Below are 23,708 nucleotides of genomic sequence, written 5' to 3'. Positions count from 1 at the left end.
TAACTGCTTACCCTAATATGGCGAGATATGGGAGAGCATCTACTATTGCTCACAAAATTCGACCAGTCAGATTATTAAATTTTCTATTTTTGATTATTCGCATGTTCTGGAGGAGCGGAGCCGTGCGAGGTTTGACTGAGTAGCCAGGGATAAGACGCTTTACATAAAAAAGCTGTGCCAAAAAATGATTGGAGACTACAGTGAAGGTGGATCAAGACAACCCCATTATAAGTGTGACTGTGACTGATGAAGAGGCATTGCTCTTCCATCAGAAGGGCAGACCGGGGAAAATAGAAATCGTGGCGACGAAGCCGATGGCTACCCAGCGCGATCTTTCCCTGGCCTATTCGCCCGGTGTTGCCGCCCCGGTACGGGCCATCGCAGAAGACCCCTCCCGTGCCTTCGACTATACGGCGCGTGGCAACATCGTCGCGGTCATCTCGAACGGCTCTGCCATTCTCGGACTCGGCAATCTGGGACCGCTGGCATCCAAGCCGGTGATGGAAGGCAAGGCTGTTCTGTTCAAGCGTTTCGCCGACGTGGATTCCATCGACCTTGAAGTCGATGCGTCCGATCCCGATGATTTCATCAACGCCGTGCGCTACCTGGGGCCGTCTTTCGGTGGCATCAACCTTGAGGACATCAAGGCACCCGAGTGTTTCATCATCGAGCAGCAGCTCAAGGAAATGATGGACATTCCGGTGTTCCATGACGACCAGCATGGGACAGCCATCATCGCCGCCGCCGGCCTTCTCAATGCGCTGAAGCTGACGGGCCGCGAACTCAAGGATACCAAGGTTGTCTGCAACGGCGCCGGTGCCGCCGGTATCGCCTGTATCGAACTGGTCAAGGCCATGGGCATTCCCCACCAGAATGTCATCCTGTGCGATACCAAGGGGCCGATCTATGAAGGCCGCAAGGAAGGCATGAACCAGTGGAAGTCCAAACACGCGGTGCCAACCGAGGCCCGCAGTCTGGCTGAAGCCCTCAAGGGCGCTGACGTATTCTTCGGCGTGTCGGTCAAGGGCGCGCTGACCCCGGACATGGTGGCCGAAATGGCTCCGTCGCCGATCATTTTCGCCATGGCCAACCCGGATCCGGAAATCACACCGGAAGAAGCCAAGTCGGCCCGCCCCGATGCCATCGTCGCAACCGGTCGCTCGGACTACCCCAACCAGGTCAACAACGTGCTCGGCTTCCCCTACATCTTCCGCGGTGCGCTTGATGTGCGGGCAACCGGCATCAACGAGGAAATGAAGGTCGCAGCAGCCCGCGCTCTTGCGGCTCTGGCTCAGGAAGATGTGCCGGACGAGGTGGTGAGTGCCTATCAGGGCAAGGATCGCCCGAAATTCGGCCCCGATTACATCATCCCGGTCCCGTTCGACCCGCGCCTCATCAGTTCCATCCCGCCAGCTGTTGCCAAGGCGGCCATGGAAACCGGTGTGGCCCGTCGACCGATCGTTGATCTTGATGCCTATGCCCAGCAGCTGCATGCCCGGCGCGACCCGTTGGCGGCCACCCTGCAGGGGGTCTATTCCAAGGTCCGTCGTAATCCCAAGCGGGTTGTCTTTACCGAGGGTGAAGAGGAACAGGTCATCCGCGCCGCCGTTGCTTTTGCCAACGACCAGCTCGGCACGGCCATTCTTGTCGGTCGGGACAATCTGATCCGCAAGACGGCGGAAGAGGCCGGAATCGATCTGGATCGCCCCGGGCTGGAACTGGTCAACGCTCGCGTTTCCGAACGGGGCGATGCCTATGCGGAGCATCTCTATCGTCGCCTGCAGCGTCAGGGCTACCTCTATCGTGACTGCCTGCGGATGGTGAACAGTGACCGCAACATCTTTGCTGCCTCCATGGTTGCCATGGGTGATGCCGATGCGATGATTTCCGGTGTGACCCGGAACTATTCCATCGTGCTGGAAGACGTGCAGAAGGTCATCGATCCGCATCCGGGCCATCGGGTGATCGGCGTTACCATCGCCCTGTGCAAGGGCCGCACGGTGCTGGTGGCTGACACAGCCGTGCATGAAATGCCGACGGCGCAGGAGCTGGCCGACATCGCCGAGGAAGCCTCGGGGGTTGCCCGCAAGCTCGGTATCGAGCCACGCGTTGCCATGCTGGCCTATTCCACCTTCGGTCATCCGGCTGGCGAGCGCTCTGACAACATGCGTGAGGCGGTCAAGATTCTCGACCGTCGTCGCGTCGACTTCGAATATGACGGTGAAATGGCCGCCGATGTGGCCCTCAACCCGGACCTGATGCAGACCTATCCGTTCTGCCGCCTGTCCGGGGCTGCCAACGTGCTCGTCATGCCAGCCTTCCATGCTGCCTCGATCTCGACCAAGATGCTGCAGGAACTCGGTGGCGCAACGATCCTCGGTCCGCTGCTGGTTGGTCTGGACAAGCCGATCCAGATCCTGCCACTCGGTGCCAAGGACGTGGACATCGTCAACATGGCCGCTCTGGCCGCCTACAATCTGGGCTCCTGATTCTTCTCGGGAGTTCAATCGTCGAAAAAAGAAAGGGGAAGCATCACCCGATGCTCCCCCTTTTTTTGTTATGCAGCGCTCAAGCTGTCAGCAAAGCTTGCCCGAAGGTCAGGATCCCTCCGCCGGGCATCCCTTACTGATGCATGGCGACTGCGTCTTTCACATTGGCCGTGCTGTAATGCTCGATATATTTCGGGTCCATGTTTTCCACCGGCAGAACGATGAGCACATCGGTGGTGCCGAACTGGTGATCGACCATGGCGTTGGTGCTGAAATAGCAGCCAAGCCGCATATAGGCCTTGAGCAGGGGCGGCAGGCGACGCAGCGCGGCCTTATCGTTGATCTCGTCCGGGTTCATCTGTTCCAGCGGCACGCTGAGGTGCGGCAGGGCGCCGACGGACCATTCATCCGGGGCCTTGCCCAGCTTTGACAGAAACGTGAGCGGTTCTGCCAGTTCCTTCGGATTGGTGCCCTGAATGGAGGCGCAGCCGATCATCACGTCGATCTTGTGAATCTGCACATAGGCCCAGATCCCCTGCCACAGCAGTTCGATTGTGCGTTTGGTGCGATAGTCCTTGAGGACGCAGGAGCGGCCCAGCTCCAGAAAGCGACGGTCCGGATGGTTGTTGATGACGGGGCTGATATTGAATTCTGAAGCGGTGTAGAAACCGCCATAGAGGTTGGCCATTTCCTGACGCAACAGACGGTATGTACCCACGATCCGCGGTTCGTGACGGCGGAACTTCTTTTTCGGCGGCTCGTGATCGAGCACCAGTAGATGGTCGCAAATGGCGTCATAGGCGTCGGCATCGCGACGGGTGAACTTGGTCTGGCTGTCCGGTTTGGCAGCCATTTCCTTGTAGAATACCTTGTAGCGCAGGCGCTGGGCCTTGCGGATTTCGCGCTCGGTCTGGGCCAGACGGATTTCCAGCGACCCCACGCGTCCAAGTGTGATGGGCTTGCTGCTGATGGGATAACCATCCCGGAGCCGGTTGCGCCTCAGGGCCGCCATCAGCTTGCTGGAAAGGTTTGGTTTAAGCACTGGAGGCGGCGGGCAGGGCGCGCCACCGATGTCAAAATCGGTATTGTTATCCAGCATGGCCATCGTTTTCGTCCTCCTAGACGATCAAGAGCCGGGCGATCGATTCGCTGCGCTTACAATGTCGATTATGCGCGGCCCGTCTTAATCGTGCGGGCCTTCAGGTTCGTAACGTGCGCCACATAGCATGGTCGTGGACTTAGATATTTGATTTGCCACAGGTTCCTCTACCAAAGACCGAGATCAAACACCAACTCCATGCCCGAATCATGTGGGAAGCGAAACGAGACCAATTATTTCATCTAGCGGACCCCTAAAGAAATTATAGTACAGTTTTGTGACATGTGTCTCTTTTATCAAGAACCCGACGGAGTATTTCGACAAGTTCTTCCGGCTGTACCGGCTTGATAATATAGTCCGCAAAGCCCCGTTCCAGACAGGCGGCGCGGGTTTCTTGCAGCGCATCTGCGGTAAAGGCGAGCTTGGGCACAGTGTGGCCTCGTTCCCTGTCGATGGCCAGCATCGCATCGAACAGTGTCAGCCCGTCCATGTCCGGCATGTGCAGATCGAGCAGCGCCAGATCAAAGGGGGCATCCTTGCCATAGGCTTCAAGGGCTTCTGCTCCCGACCCGACAAGACAGGTTTTCATGCCTGCCTTGTCCAGCACCGTGCGGGCCAGCAGGGCATTGATGGCATTGTCCTCGACCAGCAGGATACGGGCAGGTCTTTCGGATGCCTTTACCGCAAGGTCCACCGATTTGCTCTTATCTGTTGGCTCCGTGCTGGCGGGGGGGATGGCAGAGGCGGTGGCACTGTGAGGCCGCTCGTCTGCCGGAAAGCGCCCCTCGGTCTCATTGGTTCGGCTGGCCTGATCGACATGATGGTCGGGGTGGTGATCCGGATGCCCCAACAGGGCCTGCCGCAACGAAAGCTGGCGTACCGGCTTGACCAGATAGGCACTGATGCCGCAGTTGCGCATTTGCGGAATGATCCGGCGCTCGCCCGGCTCAAGCAGGATGATCCGGCTGCGTGGCAGCGGTCGGGTGAGACGACCGCCCCGCATGGGGTCGAATTCGGCGAAGATTTCCGTGGCCTTGTCCGGCTCTGCGCCGTTGATCAGCAGGTGATCGGGCGCGATCTCCCGGCCCGCCGTGCGCCATTGCTCAAAGCTGAAGGCATGAAAGGTGATGCCCCAGTCGTGGCAATAGGCAAACAGTGCCCGCTCGTCAGCCTTGGTCAGGTCGATGCCGACCAGAATATCGCCGTGAAGAATTGACGGAATGTCCATCGCCGCCGGGTCATCCGCCTCCGGGGCCTCGTCATTGAGCCAGGCTGCCTCAATACGCAGGCTGAAGGTCGAGCCCTTGCCTGCAACACTCGACAGGTTGATGTCGCCATCCATCATGCGGGCCAGACGGCGGGAAATGGCAAGGCCGAGCCCGGTCCCCTCATGCTGGCGAGACCGCGTGGTGTCGGCCTGCTCGAATTCCTCGAACAGGCGGGCATGCATCTCTTCGGCGATGCCCGGGCCTGTGTCCCGCACAGCCATCACCAGCGTCACCATTTCTCCCTCGACCGGTTCGCCCTCCAGCGACAGCGACAGATTGATGGCACCCTCGGCGGTGAACTTGATGGCATTGCCCAGCAGATTGACCAGAATCTGCCGCACCCGAACCGGGTCGATCAGCAGCTTGTCGGGCACATTGGCGCCGACCCACGAGGCAACGGACAGACCCTTTTCCTGCGCATCCGGCGCCAGCAGCTCGACCACGTCTTCCATCAGGCGCGTCGGCGAGCTCCACTCATAGGAAAGGGTCATCTTGCCTGCCTCGATACGGGAAAGATCGAGCACGTCATTGACCAGCGCCAGAAGCGCCGTTCCCGATTGCCGCAGGGCCTGACTGTAACTGGCCTGCTCGGCGGAAAGGGGGGTCGATTCCAGCAGATTGGCCATGCCGATGATGCCGTTGAGCGGGGTGCGCATTTCGTGACTGATGGTGGCAAGAAAGCGGGATTTGGCCTCGCTCGCCGCTTCCACCTTGCGGAAGGCGGAAATGTCGCGGGCAATGACCAGCCGCGTGCCACTGTCCTTGTGCACCGAGCGCATCAGCGTTTCTGTCCAGCGGAACCACTGCGGCCCGGTGCGGGTCTCTATTTGCTTTTCCCACAATGGATCGTGGCCAGGGCTGTTGTCGCTGGTGCCATCCACCTCCAGCCCGGTTGCCTCGGCAGCGTCAAGCCTGAAGGGCGAGCGGGTCGTGCTGCCCTCGAAATAGGTCTCGAACGGCGCATTGGCAAACAGCACTTCGCCCTGTTTGTCCAGATGCAGGATGATGTCTCCCTGCCGGGTCAGAAGCGCCTTGTATTTCTGCTCCGCCTCGCGCAGTTCCCAGTTCTGGTCGAGAAGATTTTCGCACGCAAGGTCCAGCTGTTCCATCTGGGCGCGCAGCGCTTCCTCCCGTTCCGGCCGCAACGTTGCACGGCCAACCGACTGCAGGATCAGAACGGCAGCCAGTGCGCCGCAGATCAGCCAGACCAGCGCGCCGACCCAGATCATGGCGCCGCCAAGAGTGAGTGCGAAGGCACCACCTGCGAACAGCAGAAATCCGAGCGGAATCAGCAGAAAGCGGGCTTTGTGTGGCCGCCTGGCTGGTGCTTCGAACAGGGTGCGAGGATGTGGCATGAAATCTTCCGGCTATGTCTCTTCACTCTTGTTAGCACAAGGCAGTGACCAAATTGTTGTCATGTACCGCCAGTTCGTCTTCAGGCCGTCCCCAGTCCGACCAAAGCATAGAAAGACGTTGCAATTTCGCTCCACTGGCATAATTTCATAGATCGATTTGCAGAGAAACCAAAATCATGATCGGGGGATATGATGCGCAAGATGTCTCGAATCGAGATCAACGCTCACGGAGGACCGGACCAGATGCAGCTCGTGGAACGGGACATTCCCGAGCTGAAGCCGGACCAGATTCTCGTACGCCACGAGGCCATTGGCGTGAATTTCATCGACACCTATCACCGTTCGGGTCTTTACAAGCTGCCCATGCCCACCGGGCTCGGTGGCGAGGCCGCTGGCCTTGTGGAAGCGATCGGAGAGGATGTGACCGGCGTACGGATCGGTGATCGGGTTGCCTATTGCTCCGGGCCGATCGGTTCCTATGCCACGCACAATGTCATCAATGCTGCAACTGCCGTGTTGCTGCCGACCAGCATTCCGGCCAAGACAGCGGCATCCTGCATGCTCAAGGGTCTCACAGTGCAATATCTCATCCGCCAGATCTATCCAGTCAAGGCAGGCGAGACGGTGCTGTTCCACGCCGCTGCGGGCGGGGTGGGCCAGATCGCCGTGCAATGGCTCAAGGCGCTCGGCGCAACGGTCATCGGCACGGTCGGCTCCGAGGAAAAGGCCGAACTGGTCAAGGCGCTCGGCTGTGACCATGTCATCAACTATCGAACCGAATCGGTTCCGGAACGGGTCTTGGAAATCAACGATGGCGCCAAGCTTCCGGTGGTATTTGATGGCGTCGGCAAGGACACCTTTGTCGACAGCCTCGACTGCCTGCGCCCGCGCGGCCTGATGATCAGCTTCGGCAACGCATCCGGTGCGGTCGACGGGGTCAATCTGGGTATTCTGGCCACCAAGGGCTCGCTGATGGTGACCCGTCCGACGCTGGCCCATTTCATTGCCACGCGCAAGGCTCTGGACGCGGCCAGTCAGGATCTGTTCGCGGCTATTTCCGCGGGCAGCATCAAGCTCGCCGAACCGACAGAATACGCCCTGGCTGACGCTGCCAAGGCCCACATTGATCTGCAAAGCCGCAAGACGACCGGCTCTCTGGTGCTGATCCCCTAAGATCAGCCTGAACAACAGAAGGGCTCGTCGCCGGGCATCATCCCGGTGATGGCCCCACAGCATTTGAAGAATGGATTGATCAAGGAGGACTATTGCATGAAGCTATTTCGATTTGGTGAGGCAGGGGCCGAGAAACCGGCCATTCTCGACGCCGATGGCGTCGGCCGCGATCTGTCTGGCCACATGCCCGATCTGGGACCGGACCAGTTGAGCCCCGCTGCCTTCAAGGCGATTGCTGCTCTTGATCTTTCAACGCTTCCCGTTGTGCCCGAAGGGGTCCGTATCGCGCCTTGCGTCGGCACCATCCAGCGCTTCTTCTGCATCGGCGTCAACTACAGCGACCACGCCGCCGAAGTCGGGATCGCACCGCCGGAAAACCCGATTGTCTTCATGAAAGTCTGCGATCCGACCGGCCCCAATGATCCGGTCATGATGCCGAAGGGCTCGACCCAGATGGACTGGGAAGTGGAGTTGGGCGTGGTCATCAACCAGACCGTCCGCCACGTCAGCGAGGAAGATGCGCTTGACATGGTTGCCGGCTATTGCGTAGTCAACGACATTTCCGAACGGGATTTCCAGAACAATCATGGTGGTCAGTGGGTCAAGGGCAAATCCTGCGATGGCTTCGGTCCCGTCGGCCCGTGGCTCGTTACCCGTGATGAAGTGGCCGACCCGCAGCAGCTCAACCTTTGGCTCGATGTCAACGGCGAAGCCAAACAGCGCGGCACAACGGCCCGCATGATCTTTACCGTGCCCCAGATCATTGCCCATCTCAGTCGCTTTGTCAGTCTGCGCGCAGGCGACATCATCACCACCGGCACGCCACCAGGCGTCGGCATGGGCATGAAGCCGCAGCAATTCCTCAAGGCGGGTGACACAATCCGGTTGGGCATCGAAGGACTTGGCGAACAGGCCCAGACCGTGCTTGCCTATTCCGATTGACCGGCATCGGCGCGCTGCAATGGCGGGTGGGGCAAAGCTCCACCCCTGACGACAAAGGGTTACACAATCTGACTGTGTGATTACACTTCTCCCGCGTTGCTGCCCTATTTCTCTCCCGTTCCATCATTATATTTGAATTATCGAAAATAATGATGCCAACACAATCATGCCAGACCTCTGCAGTCGGGCCGATGATCTCGGAGGAAATAGATCATGATCACCACCACCCGCTCCACAGCCAAGGCCGTGTTGATGTCCGCGCTGATCGCCGCGGGGCTTTTTGCTGGTCCCGCCAATGCGGCCGACAGCAGCGTGCCGCAGCCGGTCGCAGCGGCGCTCACCACTGCCTTGCAGGATGAGTATCACGCCGAGGCCTTCTATGACGCCGTGATGGAAAAATTTGGTGCCGTGCGGCCTTTTGCCAACATCATCCGCGCCGAACAGATGCATCAGGCCATCCTCATCGACATCATGACACAGTATGGCGTGGACATTCCGGCCAACACCGAGCTGAAATCAGTCGGAATCCGAGCTGCGGTTCCGGCGACGCTGGCAGAGGCCTGCACGATGGGCGTCACGGCCGAAATCGACAATGCCGGTCTCTATACCGACAGGCTGTTGCCTGCAGTCAAGGACTATGCCGACATCACGGCGGCGTTTAATACGCTGAGCGATGCGTCCCAGCAGAAGCATTTGCCCGCCTTTCAGCGCTGTGCCGCGCGCTGACGGTATGGTGCACCATGAAAAAGGGGCCACGAGCGTGGCCCCTTTTCATTTTCATAAAATCAGGAACGATTCGCTCCCGTTCCGATGATCAGAAATCCTCGCGATCTCGCCCTCTGAAGCGGTCTGCTTCCTTGGCCGCGTTCTTGACCATCTTGCCGAATGCCTTGGATTTGCGACGGCTTTGGGCCACTGTTTCGGTGTTCCGCATATCCTCGGCCTCCAGCTTGCGCCAGCGCTCAAGACGCTCGGCATCCAGCGAACCTGCCGTGATGGCCTCCTGAATGGCACAGCCGGGCTCATTTTCATGGCGGCAGTTGCGGAACTTGCACTGGGTTGCCAGTTCGACAACGTCATCAAACACCTGTTCGATGCCCGTGCTCTTTTCGTGCAGCCGCAAAGCCCGAATACCCGGTGTGTCCACCAGCCAGGCGCCGTTGACGGTGGGGTGCAGCGACCGGTAGGTCGTCGTGTGCCGCCCTTTGGAGTCATCCTCGCGGATTTCCTGCGTCGCGTCCGTTCGCCCCGTGAAGGCGTTGAGCAGTGTGGTCTTGCCAACCCCCGATGAGCCGACCATGGCGATGGTCTGGCCCTTGTGGCACCACGGCGCAAGCTGCGAGACTACGTCCGGATCCTTGGCATTGAGCCCGAGTACATCGAGGCCTTCCATCAGCCCCTTTGCGGGTTCGACGAAGGAGGCGGGATCGTCGCACAGGTCGATTTTGGTGATGAGCACCACCGGGGTGACATCGGCATCCCGCGCCAGCGCCAGAAACCGCTCGATGCGGGCCAGTTTGAAATCATCATTGCAGGAGGTAACGATGAACAGGACATCCACATTGGCAGCCATGATCTGTTCGGAAACCCCAGTGCCAGCCGCCCGGCGCTTGAGCTCGGTGCGCGGTTCGAGGCGACGGATGATCTGATCGGTGTGATCGGCCAGAACCCAGTCGCCGACCCCATAGGTCGAGGTCGGCACCTTGTGTGGGGTGCGCAGGGAGCGGCTGTCAGATGCCCCCAACCCGACGACGACAGAGCGCTGGATTTCAGAAATCCGGTAAGGGGTCAGCTGTTCCAGCTCATCCATGTCGAGCTGGCTCATGAAATGGGCAGTAAATCCCAGATCGGCAAGCGACCAGCCCTGCTTTGGCTCGGGTGCTTTGCCAAGAAAATCTTCGAAAGACGTCATTGTCTTGCCTTTAGCATTAAAAATACGTGCGGCGCGAGCCTTTCGGCAGGGCCGTTATGGTCCAGGCAAGAGAGGGAGCACATGGCTCAACCGCAATTGACCCGGAAGACAGTTATGACACTCATAAATACCCTCCTTTCGGGCAAATAGCCCGGTGATCATGATGAATGGCGCCAGTTTACTTCAGGCAACGGGATTTGTCATCCTCATGGCAACCTCAGAGCGGGTTTGCCGCAAGACCTGTTGCTCTTCAGCCACGTCAGGGCCAATCGAAGCCCCTGTCTGGCGGGATGGAAAGGTCCGTTTCAGAGACCTAAGGTGCAGGTGTCCAGTCTGGTTCGGCCATCTCGAAACCCTCGAACAGGAAGCCTGGCGCCACCATGCAACTGACAAGGCTCCATGCTCCGAGGGAGCGGGCGGACTGCCAGACGTGGCGTGGCACGATGCCTTGAGGCTGTTGGTCTGCCAGAATATCCGGTCCGAGAATCAATGTTTCGGTTCCGGTCCCGTCCTTTGAGAAGCTAAGCTCAAGTGGTGCGCCTGCCTGCCAGAACCAGACCTCGACGGCGTCAACCCGATGCCAGTGTGACCGCTGCTCAGTCTTCAGCAGATAGTAGATGACCGTTGAATGACCGCGCCCTTCCGGCCCTTCCTCGTCGCGAAAGGTCTGGATGAAATAGCCCCCTTCCGGGTGAGGCTGCATGCCAAGCTTTTTGACAATTGCGTCTGCATCATCCATTGCTGTTCTCCGAAACTGCCCAGTCACCAAAGCTCGGCCGAAGGCCAATTGGTCCGGCACGAAAAAGAAAAGGCGCAACCCGGTGCGCCTTTCTCTGATCAGATATCGAGGTTCGCCACGTTGAGGGCGTTGTCCTGAATGAAGTTTCGCCGGGGCTCCACGTCGTCCCCCATCAGCTTGGCGAAAATGTCATCCGCATCGTCGGCTTCCTGCACGCGTACCTGCAACAGGGTGCGGGCTTCCGGATCGAGCGTGGTTTCCCAGAGCTGTTCGGCGTTCATCTCGCCCAGCCCTTTATAGCGCTGCATCGAAATACCCTTGCGGCCAAGTCCATAGACTTCCTTGAGCAGGGAGCCCGGACCATAGACGACATATTCCTTTTCGCGGCGGCGCATGACGGTGCCGTAGTCGAAATTCTCCTTGATGTCCTCGCCGAGTTTGTTGAGCTTGATGGCATCGGCCGAGTGGAGCAGCGCTGCGTCGAGCACGGCAGCATCCTTGACACCACGCACGATGCGCTCGAAGACATAGGAGCCTTCTTCGTTGACATGGCCTTCCCAGCCACGTTCGGTTTCTTCGGCCATCCGGTCGAGACGGCGGCAGACCCGCGCCATGGCTTCCTGAATCAGGGTTTCGTTCTCGGCGATGGCCGGATCGAACAGGCCACTGATGGCCGACTGCTCTACCACTGCTCGATTGTAGCGCGAATGCAGCCCTTCCAGCGTTGCCGAGAAGGTGCGGGATTCATTCAGCAGAACCCGGAGGTCGCGACCGGCGCGCTCGATGCCCGAGCCCGTGGTCAAAACCGCTTCCTCGATGCCGGTGTCGATCAGATAGTCCTCGAATGCCTTTTCGTCCTTGAGATACTGTTCCGACTGGCCGCGCTTGACCTTGTAGAGCGGCGGCTGGGCGATATAGAGATGGCCACCCTCGACCAGCTCAGGCATCTGGCGGAAGAAGAAGGTCAGCAACAGGGTCCGGATGTGGGCGCCGTCGACGTCAGCATCGGTCATGATGATGATCTTGTGATAGCGCAGCTTGTCCGGGTTGAATTCGTCCTTGCCGATGCCGGTGCCAAGGGCGGTGATCAGCGTGCCGATTTCCTGACTGGAGAGCATGCGGTCAAAGCGGGCGCGTTCCACGTTGAGGATCTTGCCGCGCAGGGGAAGAATGGCCTGATTGGAACGGTGACGGCCCTGTTTGGCCGACCCGCCTGCGGAATCGCCCTCCACCAGGAACAGTTCGGATTTGGCCGGATCGCGTTCCTGACAGTCGGCCAGCTTGCCGGGCAGGGAGGCGATGTCGAGCGCGCCCTTGCGGCGGGTCAGCTCACGTGCCTTGCGGGCTGCCTCGCGGGCCGCAGCGGCTTCCACCACCTTGGAAACGATGGTCTTGCCTTCGTTGGGGTTTTCTTCCAGCCACTCGCCAAGGGCGGCGTTGAGCAGGTTCTCGACAACCGGGCGCACCTCGGAGGAGACCAGCTTGTCCTTGGTCTGGGACGAAAATTTCGGATCCGGAACCTTTACCGACAGCACACAGCTCAGGCCTTCGCGGCAGTCATCACCCGAGGGGTTGACCTTTTCGCGTTTCAGCAGACCGGAGCTTTCGGCGTAGGAGGTGATCTGACGGGTCAGTGCGGCGCGGAAGCCGGCAAGATGGGTGCCGCCATCGCGCTGCGGAATGTTGTTGGTGAAGCACAGCACATTTTCATGATAGCTGTCGTTCCACCACAGCGCAGCCTCGACAGTGATGCCATCTTTTTCGGCGGAAACATACAGCGGCTTCTCGATGAGTGGTTTCTTGGTGCGGTCGAGCCAGCGGACAAAGGCTTCCAGACCACCCTCATAGAGCATCTCGACTTCCTGCTTGTCGGCACCGCGATTGTCGGTCAGCAGGATGCGCACACCGGAGTTGAGGAAGGCCAGCTCACGCAGGCGATGCTCAAGGGTCGCAAAGTTGAATTCGATATGGGTGAAGGTCTCCGGGCTCGGTGTGAAGGTGACCTCGGTCCCCTTCTTGCCGGTTGTCGGGCCGATCACGCGCAGCGGGCCGGTGGCGTTGCCATGCTCGAAGTCGATTTCATGTTCCTGGTCGTTGCGCCAGATGCGCAGCTTGAGCTTGGTCGACAGGGCGTTGACCACGGACACACCCACGCCGTGCAGACCGCCGGAAACCTTGTAGCTGTTCTGGTCGAACTTGCCGCCTGCATGCAGCTGGGTCATGATGACCTCTGCTGCGGAAACCCCTTCTTCATGGTGAATGTCAGTTGGGATTCCGCGGCCGTTGTCGGTCACGGTGACAGATCCGTCGGCGTTGAGGGTCACGGTCACAAGATCCGCATATCCACCCAGAGCTTCGTCAATGGCGTTGTCCACCACCTCATAGACCATGTGGTGCAAACCTGACCCATCGTCCGTGTCCCCGATATACATGCCCGGGCGCTTGCGAACGGCATCCAGACCCTTGAGGACCTTGATGGAATCAGCGCCATATTCAGAGTTTGCATTCTGGGGGGTGTTTTCAGTATCGCTCATGCGAATCAGTCATCCTTAAGCTACGGCTAACCCTTCACTTATACGAGGTTTTTCGCCGCATTCAACCGCTTCTAGCCCACTGAACGTGACTATCTCGGCCTGCTATTGTGAAGAGTTTGCCCTTTGAAAGGAGGGGTAAAGCCACTATTCTTGTAAGATATTGAATTTCATTACTTTTCGCCCCTTTCTTGCTCCGAACGCACATAGGCCAGAATCATGGCGACTTCGGTCTGGCTCAGACCCTCCACAGGATCCATCGGACCGTAATCCCAGTTGCGCTCCGGCGCACCATAGGTCACGGCCTGAATGAAGGCCCGATCGGAAAGATTGCCCCGGAAATAGATCCGGTTGATCAGCGCCGGACCAAAGCTGGTGCTGCGGCCACCAACCCCGTGGCAGCTCAGGCAATTGGCATTGTAGAGCTTCAGGCCTTCCTTGCGGATTTGGGTGCTGTCGAGGGTCGGGAGCGTCTTGTCGGCGTCCTTGTCCGAGAAGAAGTCACCGCTTGAGAGCATCAGAAGCAGGATGAACAGCGACACAAACATGAAAATGAGGCTGTTTCTTGATCTGGCAAAAGGAATACGCCGTTTTCGCGCCATGATGGCCCCGCTTCGTGAAGGTTATTCGATGGCCTCGATTGTACCACAGGAAACATGGAAGCGCTCGGCTCGCTGTCCAAGTGGTAAAAAGATCCTGTCATCCGTTCCGGTTACGAAGGCCTGACAGCCGAGCCTGTCCAGAAGATCGAACAGGGCCAGCCTTCGGGCCTCGTCCAGATGGGCCGCCACCTCGTCCAACAGCACCACGGGCGTGCGCCCCGCCCGCTCCGCCACAAGATGGGCGTGGCCCAGAACGATGCCCAGCAACAGGGCCTTCTGCTCACCGGTCGAGCATTTCGCCGCCACCATGTCTTTGGGACCATGCCGCACGAGCAGGTCGGAGCGATGCGGCCCAATCAGGGTCCGGCCCGCAGCCCTGTCCCGCCCTCGTCCTTGCTTGAGGACCGTGCGATAATGTTCCTCACTCTCGATGGCCGGGCGGGCAAAGGCCTCGCTTTCCAGAACGCCCTCGAGCCCCAGAAGGGCATTGGGAAAGGCGCTGGTGCCGTCTTCTCCATGAAGGATCGACAAGGATCGATTCAGAAGCGAAATCAATTCCGCCCGCGCAGTTGCAATGGCCGAACCGAACTCGGCCATCTGCGCTTCGATACCGTCCAACCAGACAGTCTCGTGGGGGGCTTCTTCGAGCAGCCGATTGCGCTGGCGCATCGCCTTCTCGAAAGCATTGACCCGCGTACCATGCGCCTTGTCAATGGCAAGCACCATCCGGTCGAGCCACTTGCGCCGTTCGGAAGCTGCTCCAATGAAAAGGCTGTCCATCTGCGGGGTCAACCACAGCACCGAGATGTGATCGGAAAGGCTCTCCGCCGACTTGGCCGTCGCGCCGTTGATCCTGATCCGGCGTTGCAACAGGCCATCGGGACCATTCTGCAATCCCGTTCCGAGCTTGATTTCCCCCATGGGGCCGTCAAGTGCCACAGAAACCGCCCAGCTTCCCTCAGGAGACTGTTCGCGAGCAATTTCCGTATAGGCAACCCGCCGCATGCCGCGACCGGGAGAGAGAAAGGATATGGCCTCCAGAAGATTGGTCTTGCCCGACCCGTTCGGTCCGGTCAGCACCACATGGCAGCCCGAAAGGGGCAGCTGCAACGAGGCATAATTGCGAAAATTGGAAAGACTGATCGTCGAAACCGTCACCCTGTCGACGGGCCGCACCATCTGAGCGGTCAGGTCGGAGCCGGTCGGATCTGTCTTCAAGGTCGCATATCCTTCGGTTGGTCAGCCCGCAAGGTTCGATCCGTGCGGTCGCAGAGGAGAATCGGGTGAAAAAAGAATAGGGCATTTCGAAAGGAAATGCCCCATGCATCTTTCACAATTTTCGCGGTCTCGTGAGACCGGCTAGACGCGCATCGGCATCAGCACATAGAGCGTGTTGTTGTCGCCATCGTCCTGAATGAGGGTCGGCGAGCCAGAGTCGGCCAGACGAAACTGGGCGCTGCTGCTCTCCAGCTGGTTGGTGATATCCAGCAGATAGCGGGCGTTGAAGCCGATTTCCATAGGTTCGGCGTCATATTCGACGGTCAGCTCGTCGGTCGCCGTGCCTGAATCCGGGTTGGAGACCGAAAGCACCAGACTGTTGGGCTGAAGGCTGAGCTTGACCGCGCGGCCGCGTTCGTTGGAGACCGTTGACACGCGATCCACCGCCTGGGCGAACAGCGCATTCTCGATCTTCATCACCTTGTCGTTGCCCTTCGGAATGACTTTTTCATAGTCCGGGAAGGTGCCGTCGATCAGCTTGGAGGTAAGGACGACAGGGCCGATGGTCAGGCGGATCTTGGTTTCCGACAGTTCAACGGCAATGTTGGCTTCCGGATCCTCGATCAGCTTCTGCACTTCTGAAACGGTCTTGCGCGGCACGATCACGCCCGGCATGCCCTGAGCTCCAGCCGGAGCGGGCAGCTGGGCCTGAGCCAGACGATGGCCATCGGTTGCCACGGCGCGCAGCACCGATCCACCATCGGCATTGAGGCTGTGCATGTAGATGCCGTTGAGATAATAGCGGGTTTCCTCGGTCGAGATCGCAAACTGGGTATGATCGATCAACCGCTTTAGGTCCAGCGCCGGAATGGTGAAATGGTTGGAGAATTCACCGGCCGTGATGTCCGGGAAATCCGTCACCGGCAGGATCTGCAAGGTGAAATGGGAGCGTCCGGCAACGATTGCCAGAGCGGTCTGCTCCTCGTTGGTTTCCAGTGTCACCTGAGAGCCGTCGGGCAGCTTGCGCACGATGTCATAAAGCATGTGTGCCGGCACCGTGGTCGCGCCACCAATCTCCACCATTGCTGGTGCTGTCTCGAGCACTTCCAGATCAAGGTCGGTTGCCTTGAAAACCAGATCGCCCCCTTCTGCGCGCAAAAGCACGTTGGACAGGATCGGAATAGTGTTACGACGTTCCACAACCCGATGGACATGGTTCAGCGACTTCAACAGGGTTGCCCGTTCGAGAGTGACTTTCATATCCCAATTTCCCTACATCAATACATCAACTACTTATGCCCGACGATGACCAGCAAAGGCGGGGAAGCAACTGTGCCTCGTCTTCCCGGATAAGGCAAGGGGATCGGCCCGATTCTGGTGCGATCCCCTCATGTTTCTTCCACATTTTCGCAGCAATCGGCAGGCTTGCTTAAGCCATATGCCTAACGGCACCACCTATTCGGCGATGTTCCGTTTCAGCATTTCGATTTCCTGCTGCAAAGTGTTGTCTGACGCTGCCAGCTCCTCGATCTTGCGGACCGCATGCAGAACCGTGGTGTGGTCGCGACCACCGAAACGACGGCCGATTTCCGGCAGGGAGCGCGGCGTCAGCATCTTTGACAGATACATGGCGATCTGGCGCGGACGGACGATTGTGCGGGTCCGGCGCGAAGACAACAGATCCGAACGGGATACGTTGTAATGCTTGGACACGACACGCTGAATGTCTTCGATGCGGATACGGCGCGGCTCCTTGGAGCGAACCAGATCCTTGAGGGCCTGTTCGGCCATCTCTATGGAGATCGGGGCACCGGTCAGCTGGTTGTGAGCCATCAGACGGTTGAAGGCACCGTCCAGATCACGACCGTTGGACCGGATGATCCCGGCCACATGATCCAGCACCAGTTCCGGAATGGTCAGGTTCGGATCGCGGCGGGCTGCCTGCGTTGCACGATCAGCCAGTATGGAGCGACGCAGCTCCTTTTCCAGCGGCTGCAATTCGCTGACCAGACCACCGGCAAGGCGCGACCGGACGCGTTCGTCAAGGCTTTCAAGCTCAACCGGCGGACGGTCGGCGGCAACCACCACCTGACGGGCACCGTCGATGAGGCTGTTGAGCGTATGGCAGAATTCCTGCTGGATGCTCTTGCCCTGAAGGAACTGCAGATCGTCGATCAGCAGGATGTCGATATCCCGGAGGGTATCCTTGAAATCAAGCGCGGCCTGGCTCTTGAGGGCCTGTACGAAGCTGTACATGAAGCGTTCGGCGGTCAGATAGAGCACGCGGGCGGTCGGATTGGACTTCTTGGCTTCCCATGCGATGGCCTGCAACAGATGGGTCTTGCCGAGCCCGACGGAGGCATGCAGGAAAAGCGGGTTGAAGGAAACCGGCTGGCCGGGCTGGGCCATGGCAACCTGCTTGGCTGCGGCATGGGCGAGCGTGTTGGACTGGCCGACGACAAAGGTTTCGAACGTCAGACGCGGGTCAAGCGGCGAACCGCCGAGCTGGTCCTGATCCTGACCGACCGCGACAGCCGCAGCAGGGCGCGCAAAGCCGGGATCCTTGATGACTGCTTCAGGCGCCTTGGGCTGAACCTTGTTCTGCACCGTCTTGGGACGAACGGCCCCGCGGACGAACAGATCGATGCGACGCACCTGTTCACATTCCTCGCGCCACAGGGCCATCAGCAGATCGCCATAATGCGACTGAATCCACGATTTGAGGAACCGGGTGGAAACGGAAAGGATCACCAGACCGTTCTGTTCGTCCTCGATCTCCACGCTGGCAAACCAGCTGGAAAACACGTCTTCTCCGAGTTCCGCGCGTAGTCTCTTCTTGACGCGGTCCCATTCTTCCTTGCCAACTTTCACCGAAGGCTCCTCTTCCAGGGAGTCAGCCCCGGGAAAGGTCTGATGAGTTGCCGCCCTCATCTCCATGTCAACATTTCCCTTTGTGGCCGTCTGCTGTATTGTCATTTTGTTGTTCTAGCCTAATAGCCGCCAAAAACAGCTGTTTCCTTGATAAGCCGCAATTCCGGCGAGTTTTATCTCGCTCTTCTCTCCACGGCCAAGTTGAATTTTCCAAATCCGGGTGCCGGCCCGGGCAATTCGAAACATCTTGACGTGTCTCAGAACTGCCGCCAGGGCAACCCGGCATGCTTCCATCCGTTACAACTCGATCGATGCAGCGCATCGTCAAGATCGCCCTCGAACCCCGCAGCGATATTGAAGCAGGGCCCGCTCCACCGCCGTGTCATTTCGATCGCCGCATGTCTGGACCGGGCGCCAGAACGGCAGAGGAAATAGATGGCGCTGTCTGCTGCCACATCCCTGTCTGCAAGCTCCTGCAGCAGCCGGTCGGCAAAATCGCCATGAACCGCCATGTCAGGATAGGAAAGCCACTCCACCAGAAGCACCTCCCGGTCGGGATGGTTCAGCACCGGCATGCCGACATAGGACCATTCCGCATGGGTACGCACGTCCACGAGCACAGCCTTCGGATCCTCGGAGATCTGCTGCCAGGCAGTCAGAACATCAATGTCACCTGCATAGGGCGCCGTTCCACTCAAAGACAAATACTCCTGTTCGGGTGGCACATGGCCACCAGATCACGCAACTGAACAAACGGTTCATGGGCATGACCGTGAGATACAAACGGTTCTTGCTCCGATTTGGCAAGAACATCCGGACGTCGACCCCTGACCCTGCTGCTCGCAGAGCCCGCGAATGAGGTGCACCGCTCTTGCGAGGCGACCTTTCCTTGATGGTTGCACTCATTGGTTTTTAGCAAAGACCCGGACGTGTCCAGTGGGCACCGGTAGGCTTTTGCTCTTCTTTGCAACCCTGTTCCTGCGATGTCCGACCATACACAGCCGGACGAGGCGGTGCAAGAAGAACGAAATCAGATTCTGCGCCCCGATTGGCCTCAGGCAAACGGACTCCAATCGGGCAGTTTTTCCTTGACCGGGCTATCCCTTTGCGACTCCTCGGCTTCTGTCACCAAACAGTAACATTATGCAGATTCAACGCAGCGCAATTTTTTTTTGTCGCTTCCCATATTGACCTTAAAGAGAATCGCGTTCCACGTTGTCTCTGCATGCGGATCGTTATCTAAATGACTGAAATATATTCATATTTCAGTTATGCGATCAAAAGGGGAACGATAGAATCGGATTCGTCAGGACAACCGCAGTTTGTTGCAGAATCGTGACGGCTCCCATAAAAAAGCCCGGCAGAAACCGGGCTTTGAAACAGGAGGAATCCCGATTAGTCAGCCAGAGCCTTGACGCGCTTGGACAGACGGGAGATTTTGCGAGAAGCGGTGTTAACGTGGAAGACGCCTTTGGCAACGGCGCTCATCAGTTCGGACTGGGCTTTACGCAGAGCTTCGGAAGCAACAGCCTGATCGCCAGCAGCGATGGCTTCTTCAACGAAACGCAGGTAGGTACGAACGCGGGTCCGGCGTGCCTTGTTGACAGCGGTCTTGCGTGCGATTTTACGGGTCGCCTTTTTGGCGGAAACTGTATTGGCCATTGAGCCCTATCCTTGTTTAACATGCAGATCTTTTCCGATCTGCTCATGCCGCTACATCACATCAGCCCTCAAATCTGAACAGGCCAGGAAGGACGAGCAGCCAACCATGCAAGACGGGGTTGCGCCTTGCTTTCTCGACTTGTCACTGCCACCGCAAGGAGCCTTCAGGGTCCGGGATGGCGATCGACAGCAAAAGGCGGCACTTGCGAGCCGCCCATTGATGCGCGCTTATAGTCAAACTTGTAGGGCGCGTCAACCGCTGAGATGGAGGAAAGGCGCAGAAACCGGCCTTTTTCGGATTCTTGAGGGATTCCCTCAAGCCGCGCGGCAGCAAAGGCTCTGCCGGAGGGTTGATTCTCCCGACTGGCTCCAACCCGCGGCCCGGTGGCAGCGTTCCGCTTCCGCGCCCTTCCGGATATCTATGGCTTGGCCGGTGACTGCTCTTGCCTTCGTCCGGTTGCCGTCAGCACGTCCGTCAGGAACTGCCCTAGATTGTCAGTCACATGATGGACGAAGGGCGCTTCGCTGCCTTCCGCGTCCCAGCGCCCCTCAAACACCGCTCGCATCTGGTCGGGTACGATGAGCACACAAGTCATGCCCAGCTCTGCCGGAACCTTGAGGTTGCGGGCCAGATCCTCGAACATCGCAGCCCGCTCGGCCTTGATGCCAGTCTGCGCCAGCAGGCGTTCATAGGGTGCCCGGTTGGGTTTGGGATCAAGCCCGGCCCAGACGATGTCGAATACGTCATGGAAATATTCGGTGATGCCCAGCCGCTCCGAAACCTTGCGGGCATGATCCTGCGTACCGTTGGTATAGATATAGCGTTTGCCGGGCAGGGACCGCAGCGCACTGGCCAATAGCGGGTCCGGCTCCACCACGCTGTGGTCGATGTCGTGAACATATTCAAGAAAGTCGTCGGCCTGAATGTGATGTTCGATCATCAGTCCGCGCAGGGTGGTGCCATATTGCTTGTAATAGCTGTGGCGCAGGTGGGAAGCATCCTCCAGCGTCAGCCCCAGAAGGCTGGATACGAATTCATTCATCTTGACCTCCATCTGCGCGAACAGGTCGACGTGGCGCGGATAGAGTGTGTTGTCCAGATCGAAGATCCAGCTGTCGATGTCCCTGAAGCTTTCGTTCAGGGTGGTGCCGGATTCGGACTTAGCGTGCATCAATATCTCCAAGTGTGCCGGGCTTTCCACGTCGGGAATCATGGTCCGCGACAAGGGCAGGCGAGCCGGGACGATGCCACGAAACCAACTCATAACCAAGTGTGAACCGGGTTTGCGCCAGACCTGACTTTGGTCGTTGGTGGCGCGCATGGGGAAAAGGCGGCGATTCACTGTCCTTGCCGAAAGCGCTTGCCAATGGGTAAAAGCCCTGCATTAGATAGAAGTGCGTCAATTGTGCCCAAAAAAGCCATCTTTTTCAGGTCGGTAAAGGCAGGACGCGCATGGAACGGGCGCCATGAAAGGCCAAACGGGGCAAGAGATCAAGGGCAATCTGCTATGGATGAGGTGAGGCAGCACAGGAAAGACGAAGACGGGCATGGTCAGCCGGACCAGCCGACCCTGCCGTCTTCGTCCGCCGAAAACCCGGGTGGCGAGAAGGCCGACAAGGCCGGTGACCGGGACAAGGGGTATCCGCGTTTCGGCCTGTCGACCAAACTGTTGCTGTTGACGATCATCTTCGTCATGCTCAGCGAAATCCTGATTTTCGTGCCCTCCATCTCCAAGTTTCGCGTCGACTGGCTCACCCGCAAGCTGGAGTTGGCCGAGGTCGCGGCGCTGGTCTATACCAATGCCTCCGACGACCTCAAGGACAAGGCCATCGAGCAGGAACTGCTCGACCGGCTGAATGTCCAGACCCTCGGTTTGCGCAACAAGGGCGAGCGGCGCCTTCTGGCCATGGTCGACATGCCCGGCACGATCATGCGGGATGACAATATCCAGATGATGGGGCCGCCCGAGATGATCGCTGCCGCTTTTGATACGCTGCTGTTTGGCAAGGGGCGGACGATTCGCGTCGTTGGCCAGACCAAGGACAATCAGGGCATGGTGGAGATGGTCTTTGACGAGACCGGTCTGCGTCGCGACATGATCCGCTTCTCGATCAATATCCTGCTGCTCTCGCTGGTCATTTCGGTGATGACGGCGGGGCTTGTCTATCTGTCGCTGCGCGCCCTGCTGGTGCGTCCGATCCTGAGGGTTCTGGACAATATGGCCCGCTTCACGTCCAACCCCGAGGATAGCAACGCCGTCATGAAGCCCTCGCGGCGGCGCGATGAAATCGGCATGATCGAAATGCAGCTTGGCGAAATGGAAGGCATTCTTGCCAAGACCCTCTACAAGCAGCGGCGTCTGGCCGACCTCGGGCTCGCCGTCTCCAAGATCAACCATGACCTGCGCAACATCATCGCCTCGGCCCAGCTGTTTTCCGATCGCCTGTCGATGCTCGACGATCCCACGGTGCAACGGGTGGTGCCAAAGCTGATGGGCACGCTGGATCGGGCCGTGGATTATTCCCGCGCCGTGATGTCCTATGGCAAGGCTCAGGAAGCGCCGCCGGAAAAACGCCTGTTGAATCTCCACCAGCTCGGCGAGGAAATGCGCGACCTGCTCGATCTGTCCGAGGCTTCGCGCCTCACCTTTTCCAACCATATCCCTGAAGACCTCGAAATCTATGCGGATCCCGGCCAGCTCTTCCGTGTGCTGATGAACTTGTGCCGCAACGCGGTGGACGTGATGCAATATCGCAAGGAAGAGGCCGTGATTTGCCGACTGGAGCTGGCTGCACGCATCGAAAAGGGCCGGACGATCATTGAGGTGTCCGATACGGGCCCCGGCGTTCCGGCAGCTGCCCGCGCCAACCTGTTCCGGCCGTTTCAGGGCTCTGCCCGCAAGGGGGGCACCGGACTGGGGCTGGCCATCGCCGCTGAAATCATCCGCGCCCATGGCGGCACGATTCGCCTGCTGGACCGGGTTCCGGGCGCCCATTTCGAAATCAGCCTGCCAAGAAACTGAAAGGCGAATGCCCTGCCCCCTCCGATCAAGGCAAAGAAAAGGGCGGCCGGACCCTCAGGATCCGCCCGCCCGTCGAAGCATTTTCAGAATGTCTCAGAGCGCCTTTTTGGAGAAATACCAGTCAACAGTCTCGTAGCCTTCGGAAGCGCGCTTTGCGGCCCCTTCGACAGTGGACGGCGGCGGTACGATGACCTTGTCGCCCGGCTGCCAGCCCTCAGGCGTTGCGCATTGGTTGGCGTCGGTTGTCTGCAAGGCGGCCAGCAGGCGGACGAATTCAGGAATCGAACGACCGTTGGACATTGGATAGTAGACCATGGCGCGCAGGATACCCTTCGGATCAATGAGGAAGGTTGCCCGAACCGCAGAGGTGTCGCTGGCGCCCGGATGGATCATGCCATAGGCCTTGGCGACGGTCATCGGAATGTCGTCGATGATCGGGAACTTGATGTCGACGCCCCAGTTTTCCTTTATGCTGCGCACCCAGGCGATGTGGGAATGGATGCTGTCGATGGACAGACCGAGCAGATCGCAGTTCATGCTCTGGAAGGTCTCATAGGCATTGGCGAAGGCCATGAATTCAGTCGAGCAGACCGGTGTGAAGTCAGCGGGATGGGAGAAGAGGATCAGCCATTTGCCTTCATAATCGGACAGCTTCTTGATACCTGCGGTGGTATTTGCGCAAAAATCCGGAGCGCGTTTGTTGAGCTGCGGAAATGCCGGTGCTTCTACCGGGGTTTCAATATCTTGCATATAAAATACTCCTTTTTTGACAGGACAAATGCCTTGATTGGGTTGACGGCACCCTAGCAACCTTCTAATTATTA

Annotated in this window: 18 protein-coding genes; 5 read left to right on the top strand and 13 right to left on the bottom strand. The window is 58.8% G+C overall.

All coding sequences use genetic code 11. The features are described from left to right. The first annotated feature begins 200 nt into the window (after window positions 1-200). Window positions 201-2,489 (top strand): NADP-dependent malic enzyme, encoded by a 2,289-nt coding sequence (locus DSL70_RS00735; protein ID WP_205563120.1) that lies wholly within the window; start codon window positions 201-203, stop codon window positions 2,487-2,489. A gap of 133 nt (window positions 2,490-2,622) precedes the next feature. On the opposite strand, the gene olsB is transcribed toward DSL70_RS00735, so the two are convergent. Continuing rightward, window positions 2,623-3,594, bottom strand: a complete 972-nt coding sequence (gene olsB, locus DSL70_RS00730) for a l-ornithine N(alpha)-acyltransferase (protein WP_245418054.1) — start codon at window positions 3,592-3,594, stop codon at window positions 2,623-2,625. Window positions 3,595-3,850: 256 nt separating this feature from the next. Beyond that, window positions 3,851-6,211, bottom strand: coding sequence for an ATP-binding protein (locus tag DSL70_RS00725; RefSeq protein WP_119305981.1), 2,361 nt, complete (start codon window positions 6,209-6,211; stop codon window positions 3,851-3,853). 201 nt (window positions 6,212-6,412) lie between these two features. Between DSL70_RS00725 and DSL70_RS00720 the strand changes: the two genes are divergently transcribed. The 3 genes from DSL70_RS00720 (at window position 6,413) to DSL70_RS00710 (ending at window position 9,052) form a co-directional block, all read left to right on the top strand. Further along, the gene (locus DSL70_RS00720) at window positions 6,413-7,384 is read left to right on the top strand and encodes a quinone oxidoreductase family protein (RefSeq protein ID WP_205563119.1); all 972 of its coding nucleotides are present in this window, start codon (window positions 6,413-6,415) and stop codon (window positions 7,382-7,384) included. 96 nt (window positions 7,385-7,480) lie between these two features. Beyond that, a complete protein-coding gene (locus tag DSL70_RS00715; RefSeq protein ID WP_119306550.1) occupies window positions 7,481-8,326 on the top strand; it encodes a fumarylacetoacetate hydrolase family protein in 846 nt (281 codons plus the stop codon). A 213-nt stretch (window positions 8,327-8,539) separates the two neighbouring features. Then, a complete protein-coding gene (locus tag DSL70_RS00710; protein WP_119305980.1) occupies window positions 8,540-9,052 on the top strand; it encodes a ferritin-like domain-containing protein in 513 nt (170 codons plus the stop codon). Between the two features lie 88 nt (window positions 9,053-9,140). Here the strand turns inward: DSL70_RS00710 and rsgA are convergent, their stop codons facing one another. From rsgA to DSL70_RS00660, 10 genes are all read right to left on the bottom strand, one after another. Then, complete coding sequence (gene rsgA, locus DSL70_RS00705) at window positions 9,141-10,238, bottom strand: ribosome small subunit-dependent GTPase A (protein WP_119305979.1); 1,098 nt, start codon at window positions 10,236-10,238, stop codon at window positions 9,141-9,143. A 313-nt stretch (window positions 10,239-10,551) separates the two neighbouring features. Beyond that, complete coding sequence (locus DSL70_RS00700) at window positions 10,552-10,977, bottom strand: cupin domain-containing protein (RefSeq protein ID WP_119305978.1); 426 nt, start codon at window positions 10,975-10,977, stop codon at window positions 10,552-10,554. A gap of 98 nt (window positions 10,978-11,075) precedes the next feature. Next, window positions 11,076-13,511, bottom strand: a complete 2,436-nt coding sequence (gene gyrB, locus DSL70_RS00695) for a DNA topoisomerase (ATP-hydrolyzing) subunit B (RefSeq protein WP_119305977.1) — start codon at window positions 13,509-13,511, stop codon at window positions 11,076-11,078. Between the two features lie 170 nt (window positions 13,512-13,681). Continuing rightward, a complete protein-coding gene (locus DSL70_RS00690; protein WP_119305976.1) occupies window positions 13,682-14,110 on the bottom strand; it encodes a cytochrome c in 429 nt (142 codons plus the stop codon). 21 nt (window positions 14,111-14,131) lie between these two features. Continuing rightward, on the bottom strand, window positions 14,132-15,289 hold the full coding sequence (recF, locus tag DSL70_RS00685; protein ID WP_119306549.1) for a DNA replication/repair protein RecF: 1,158 nt from the start codon (window positions 15,287-15,289) through the stop codon (window positions 14,132-14,134). A gap of 180 nt (window positions 15,290-15,469) precedes the next feature. Then, window positions 15,470-16,588: a DNA polymerase III subunit beta gene (gene dnaN / locus DSL70_RS00680; protein WP_119305975.1), complete on the bottom strand. Its 1,119-nt coding sequence runs from the start codon at window positions 16,586-16,588 to the stop codon at window positions 15,470-15,472. Between the two features lie 195 nt (window positions 16,589-16,783). Beyond that, entirely contained in the window at window positions 16,784-18,199 is a 1,416-nt protein-coding gene (gene dnaA / locus DSL70_RS00675; RefSeq protein ID WP_245418053.1) for a chromosomal replication initiator protein DnaA, read from the bottom strand. 257 nt (window positions 18,200-18,456) lie between these two features. Continuing rightward, window positions 18,457-18,897, bottom strand: a complete 441-nt coding sequence (locus DSL70_RS00670; RefSeq protein ID WP_119305974.1) for a rhodanese-like domain-containing protein — start codon at window positions 18,895-18,897, stop codon at window positions 18,457-18,459. Window positions 18,898-19,594: 697 nt separating this feature from the next. Beyond that, entirely contained in the window at window positions 19,595-19,861 is a 267-nt protein-coding gene (gene rpsT, locus DSL70_RS00665) for a 30S ribosomal protein S20 (RefSeq protein WP_119305973.1), read from the bottom strand. Between the two features lie 419 nt (window positions 19,862-20,280). Further along, the gene (locus DSL70_RS00660; RefSeq protein WP_119305972.1) at window positions 20,281-21,033 is read right to left on the bottom strand and encodes a pyrimidine 5'-nucleotidase; all 753 of its coding nucleotides are present in this window, start codon (window positions 21,031-21,033) and stop codon (window positions 20,281-20,283) included. A gap of 336 nt (window positions 21,034-21,369) precedes the next feature. Here DSL70_RS00660 and DSL70_RS00655 point away from each other — a divergent pair, with 336 nt between their 5' ends. Beyond that, window positions 21,370-22,884 carry an ATP-binding protein gene (locus DSL70_RS00655; RefSeq protein WP_162916264.1) on the top strand — a complete coding sequence of 505 codons (1,515 nt, stop codon included), beginning with the start codon at window positions 21,370-21,372 and terminating at the stop codon, window positions 22,882-22,884. A gap of 93 nt (window positions 22,885-22,977) precedes the next feature. On the opposite strand, the gene DSL70_RS00650 is transcribed toward DSL70_RS00655, so the two are convergent. After that, on the bottom strand, window positions 22,978-23,634 hold the full coding sequence (locus DSL70_RS00650; protein WP_119305970.1) for a peroxiredoxin: 657 nt from the start codon (window positions 23,632-23,634) through the stop codon (window positions 22,978-22,980). Window positions 23,635-23,708: the final 74 nt, after the last annotated feature.

It is taken from the genome of Cohaesibacter haloalkalitolerans (assembly GCF_003574655.1).
Classification (GTDB): Bacteria; Pseudomonadota; Alphaproteobacteria; order Rhizobiales; family Cohaesibacteraceae; genus Cohaesibacter; species Cohaesibacter haloalkalitolerans.
This window is presented reverse-complemented; position numbering and strand designations above follow the sequence as displayed.

Bases quoted from the DNA above. Each gene is read 5' to 3' on its own strand.
- olsB (WP_245418054.1), bottom strand. From the start codon at position 3,594: ATGGCCATGCTGGATAACAATACCGATTTTGACATCGGTGGCGCGCCC.
- DSL70_RS00725 (WP_119305981.1), bottom strand. From the start codon at position 6,211: ATGCCACATCCTCGCACCCTGTTCGAAGCACCAGCCAGGCGGCCACAC.
- DSL70_RS00720 (WP_205563119.1), top strand. From the start codon at position 6,413: ATGTCTCGAATCGAGATCAACGCTCACGGAGGACCGGACCAGATGCAG.
- DSL70_RS00715 (WP_119306550.1), top strand. From the start codon at position 7,481: ATGAAGCTATTTCGATTTGGTGAGGCAGGGGCCGAGAAACCGGCCATT.
- DSL70_RS00710 (WP_119305980.1), top strand. From the start codon at position 8,540: ATGATCACCACCACCCGCTCCACAGCCAAGGCCGTGTTGATGTCCGCG.
- rsgA (WP_119305979.1), bottom strand. From the start codon at position 10,238: ATGACGTCTTTCGAAGATTTTCTTGGCAAAGCACCCGAGCCAAAGCAG.
- DSL70_RS00700 (WP_119305978.1), bottom strand. From the start codon at position 10,977: ATGGATGATGCAGACGCAATTGTCAAAAAGCTTGGCATGCAGCCTCAC.
- gyrB (WP_119305977.1), bottom strand. From the start codon at position 13,511: ATGAGCGATACTGAAAACACCCCCCAGAATGCAAACTCTGAATATGGC.
- DSL70_RS00690 (WP_119305976.1), bottom strand. From the start codon at position 14,110: ATGGCGCGAAAACGGCGTATTCCTTTTGCCAGATCAAGAAACAGCCTC.
- recF (WP_119306549.1), bottom strand. From the start codon at position 15,289: ATGGTGCGGCCCGTCGACAGGGTGACGGTTTCGACGATCAGTCTTTCC.
- dnaN (WP_119305975.1), bottom strand. From the start codon at position 16,588: ATGAAAGTCACTCTCGAACGGGCAACCCTGTTGAAGTCGCTGAACCAT.
- rpsT (WP_119305973.1), bottom strand. From the start codon at position 19,861: ATGGCCAATACAGTTTCCGCCAAAAAGGCGACCCGTAAAATCGCACGC.
- DSL70_RS00660 (WP_119305972.1), bottom strand. From the start codon at position 21,033: ATGCACGCTAAGTCCGAATCCGGCACCACCCTGAACGAAAGCTTCAGG.
- DSL70_RS00655 (WP_162916264.1), top strand. From the start codon at position 21,370: ATGGATGAGGTGAGGCAGCACAGGAAAGACGAAGACGGGCATGGTCAG.
- DSL70_RS00650 (WP_119305970.1), bottom strand. From the start codon at position 23,634: ATGCAAGATATTGAAACCCCGGTAGAAGCACCGGCATTTCCGCAGCTC.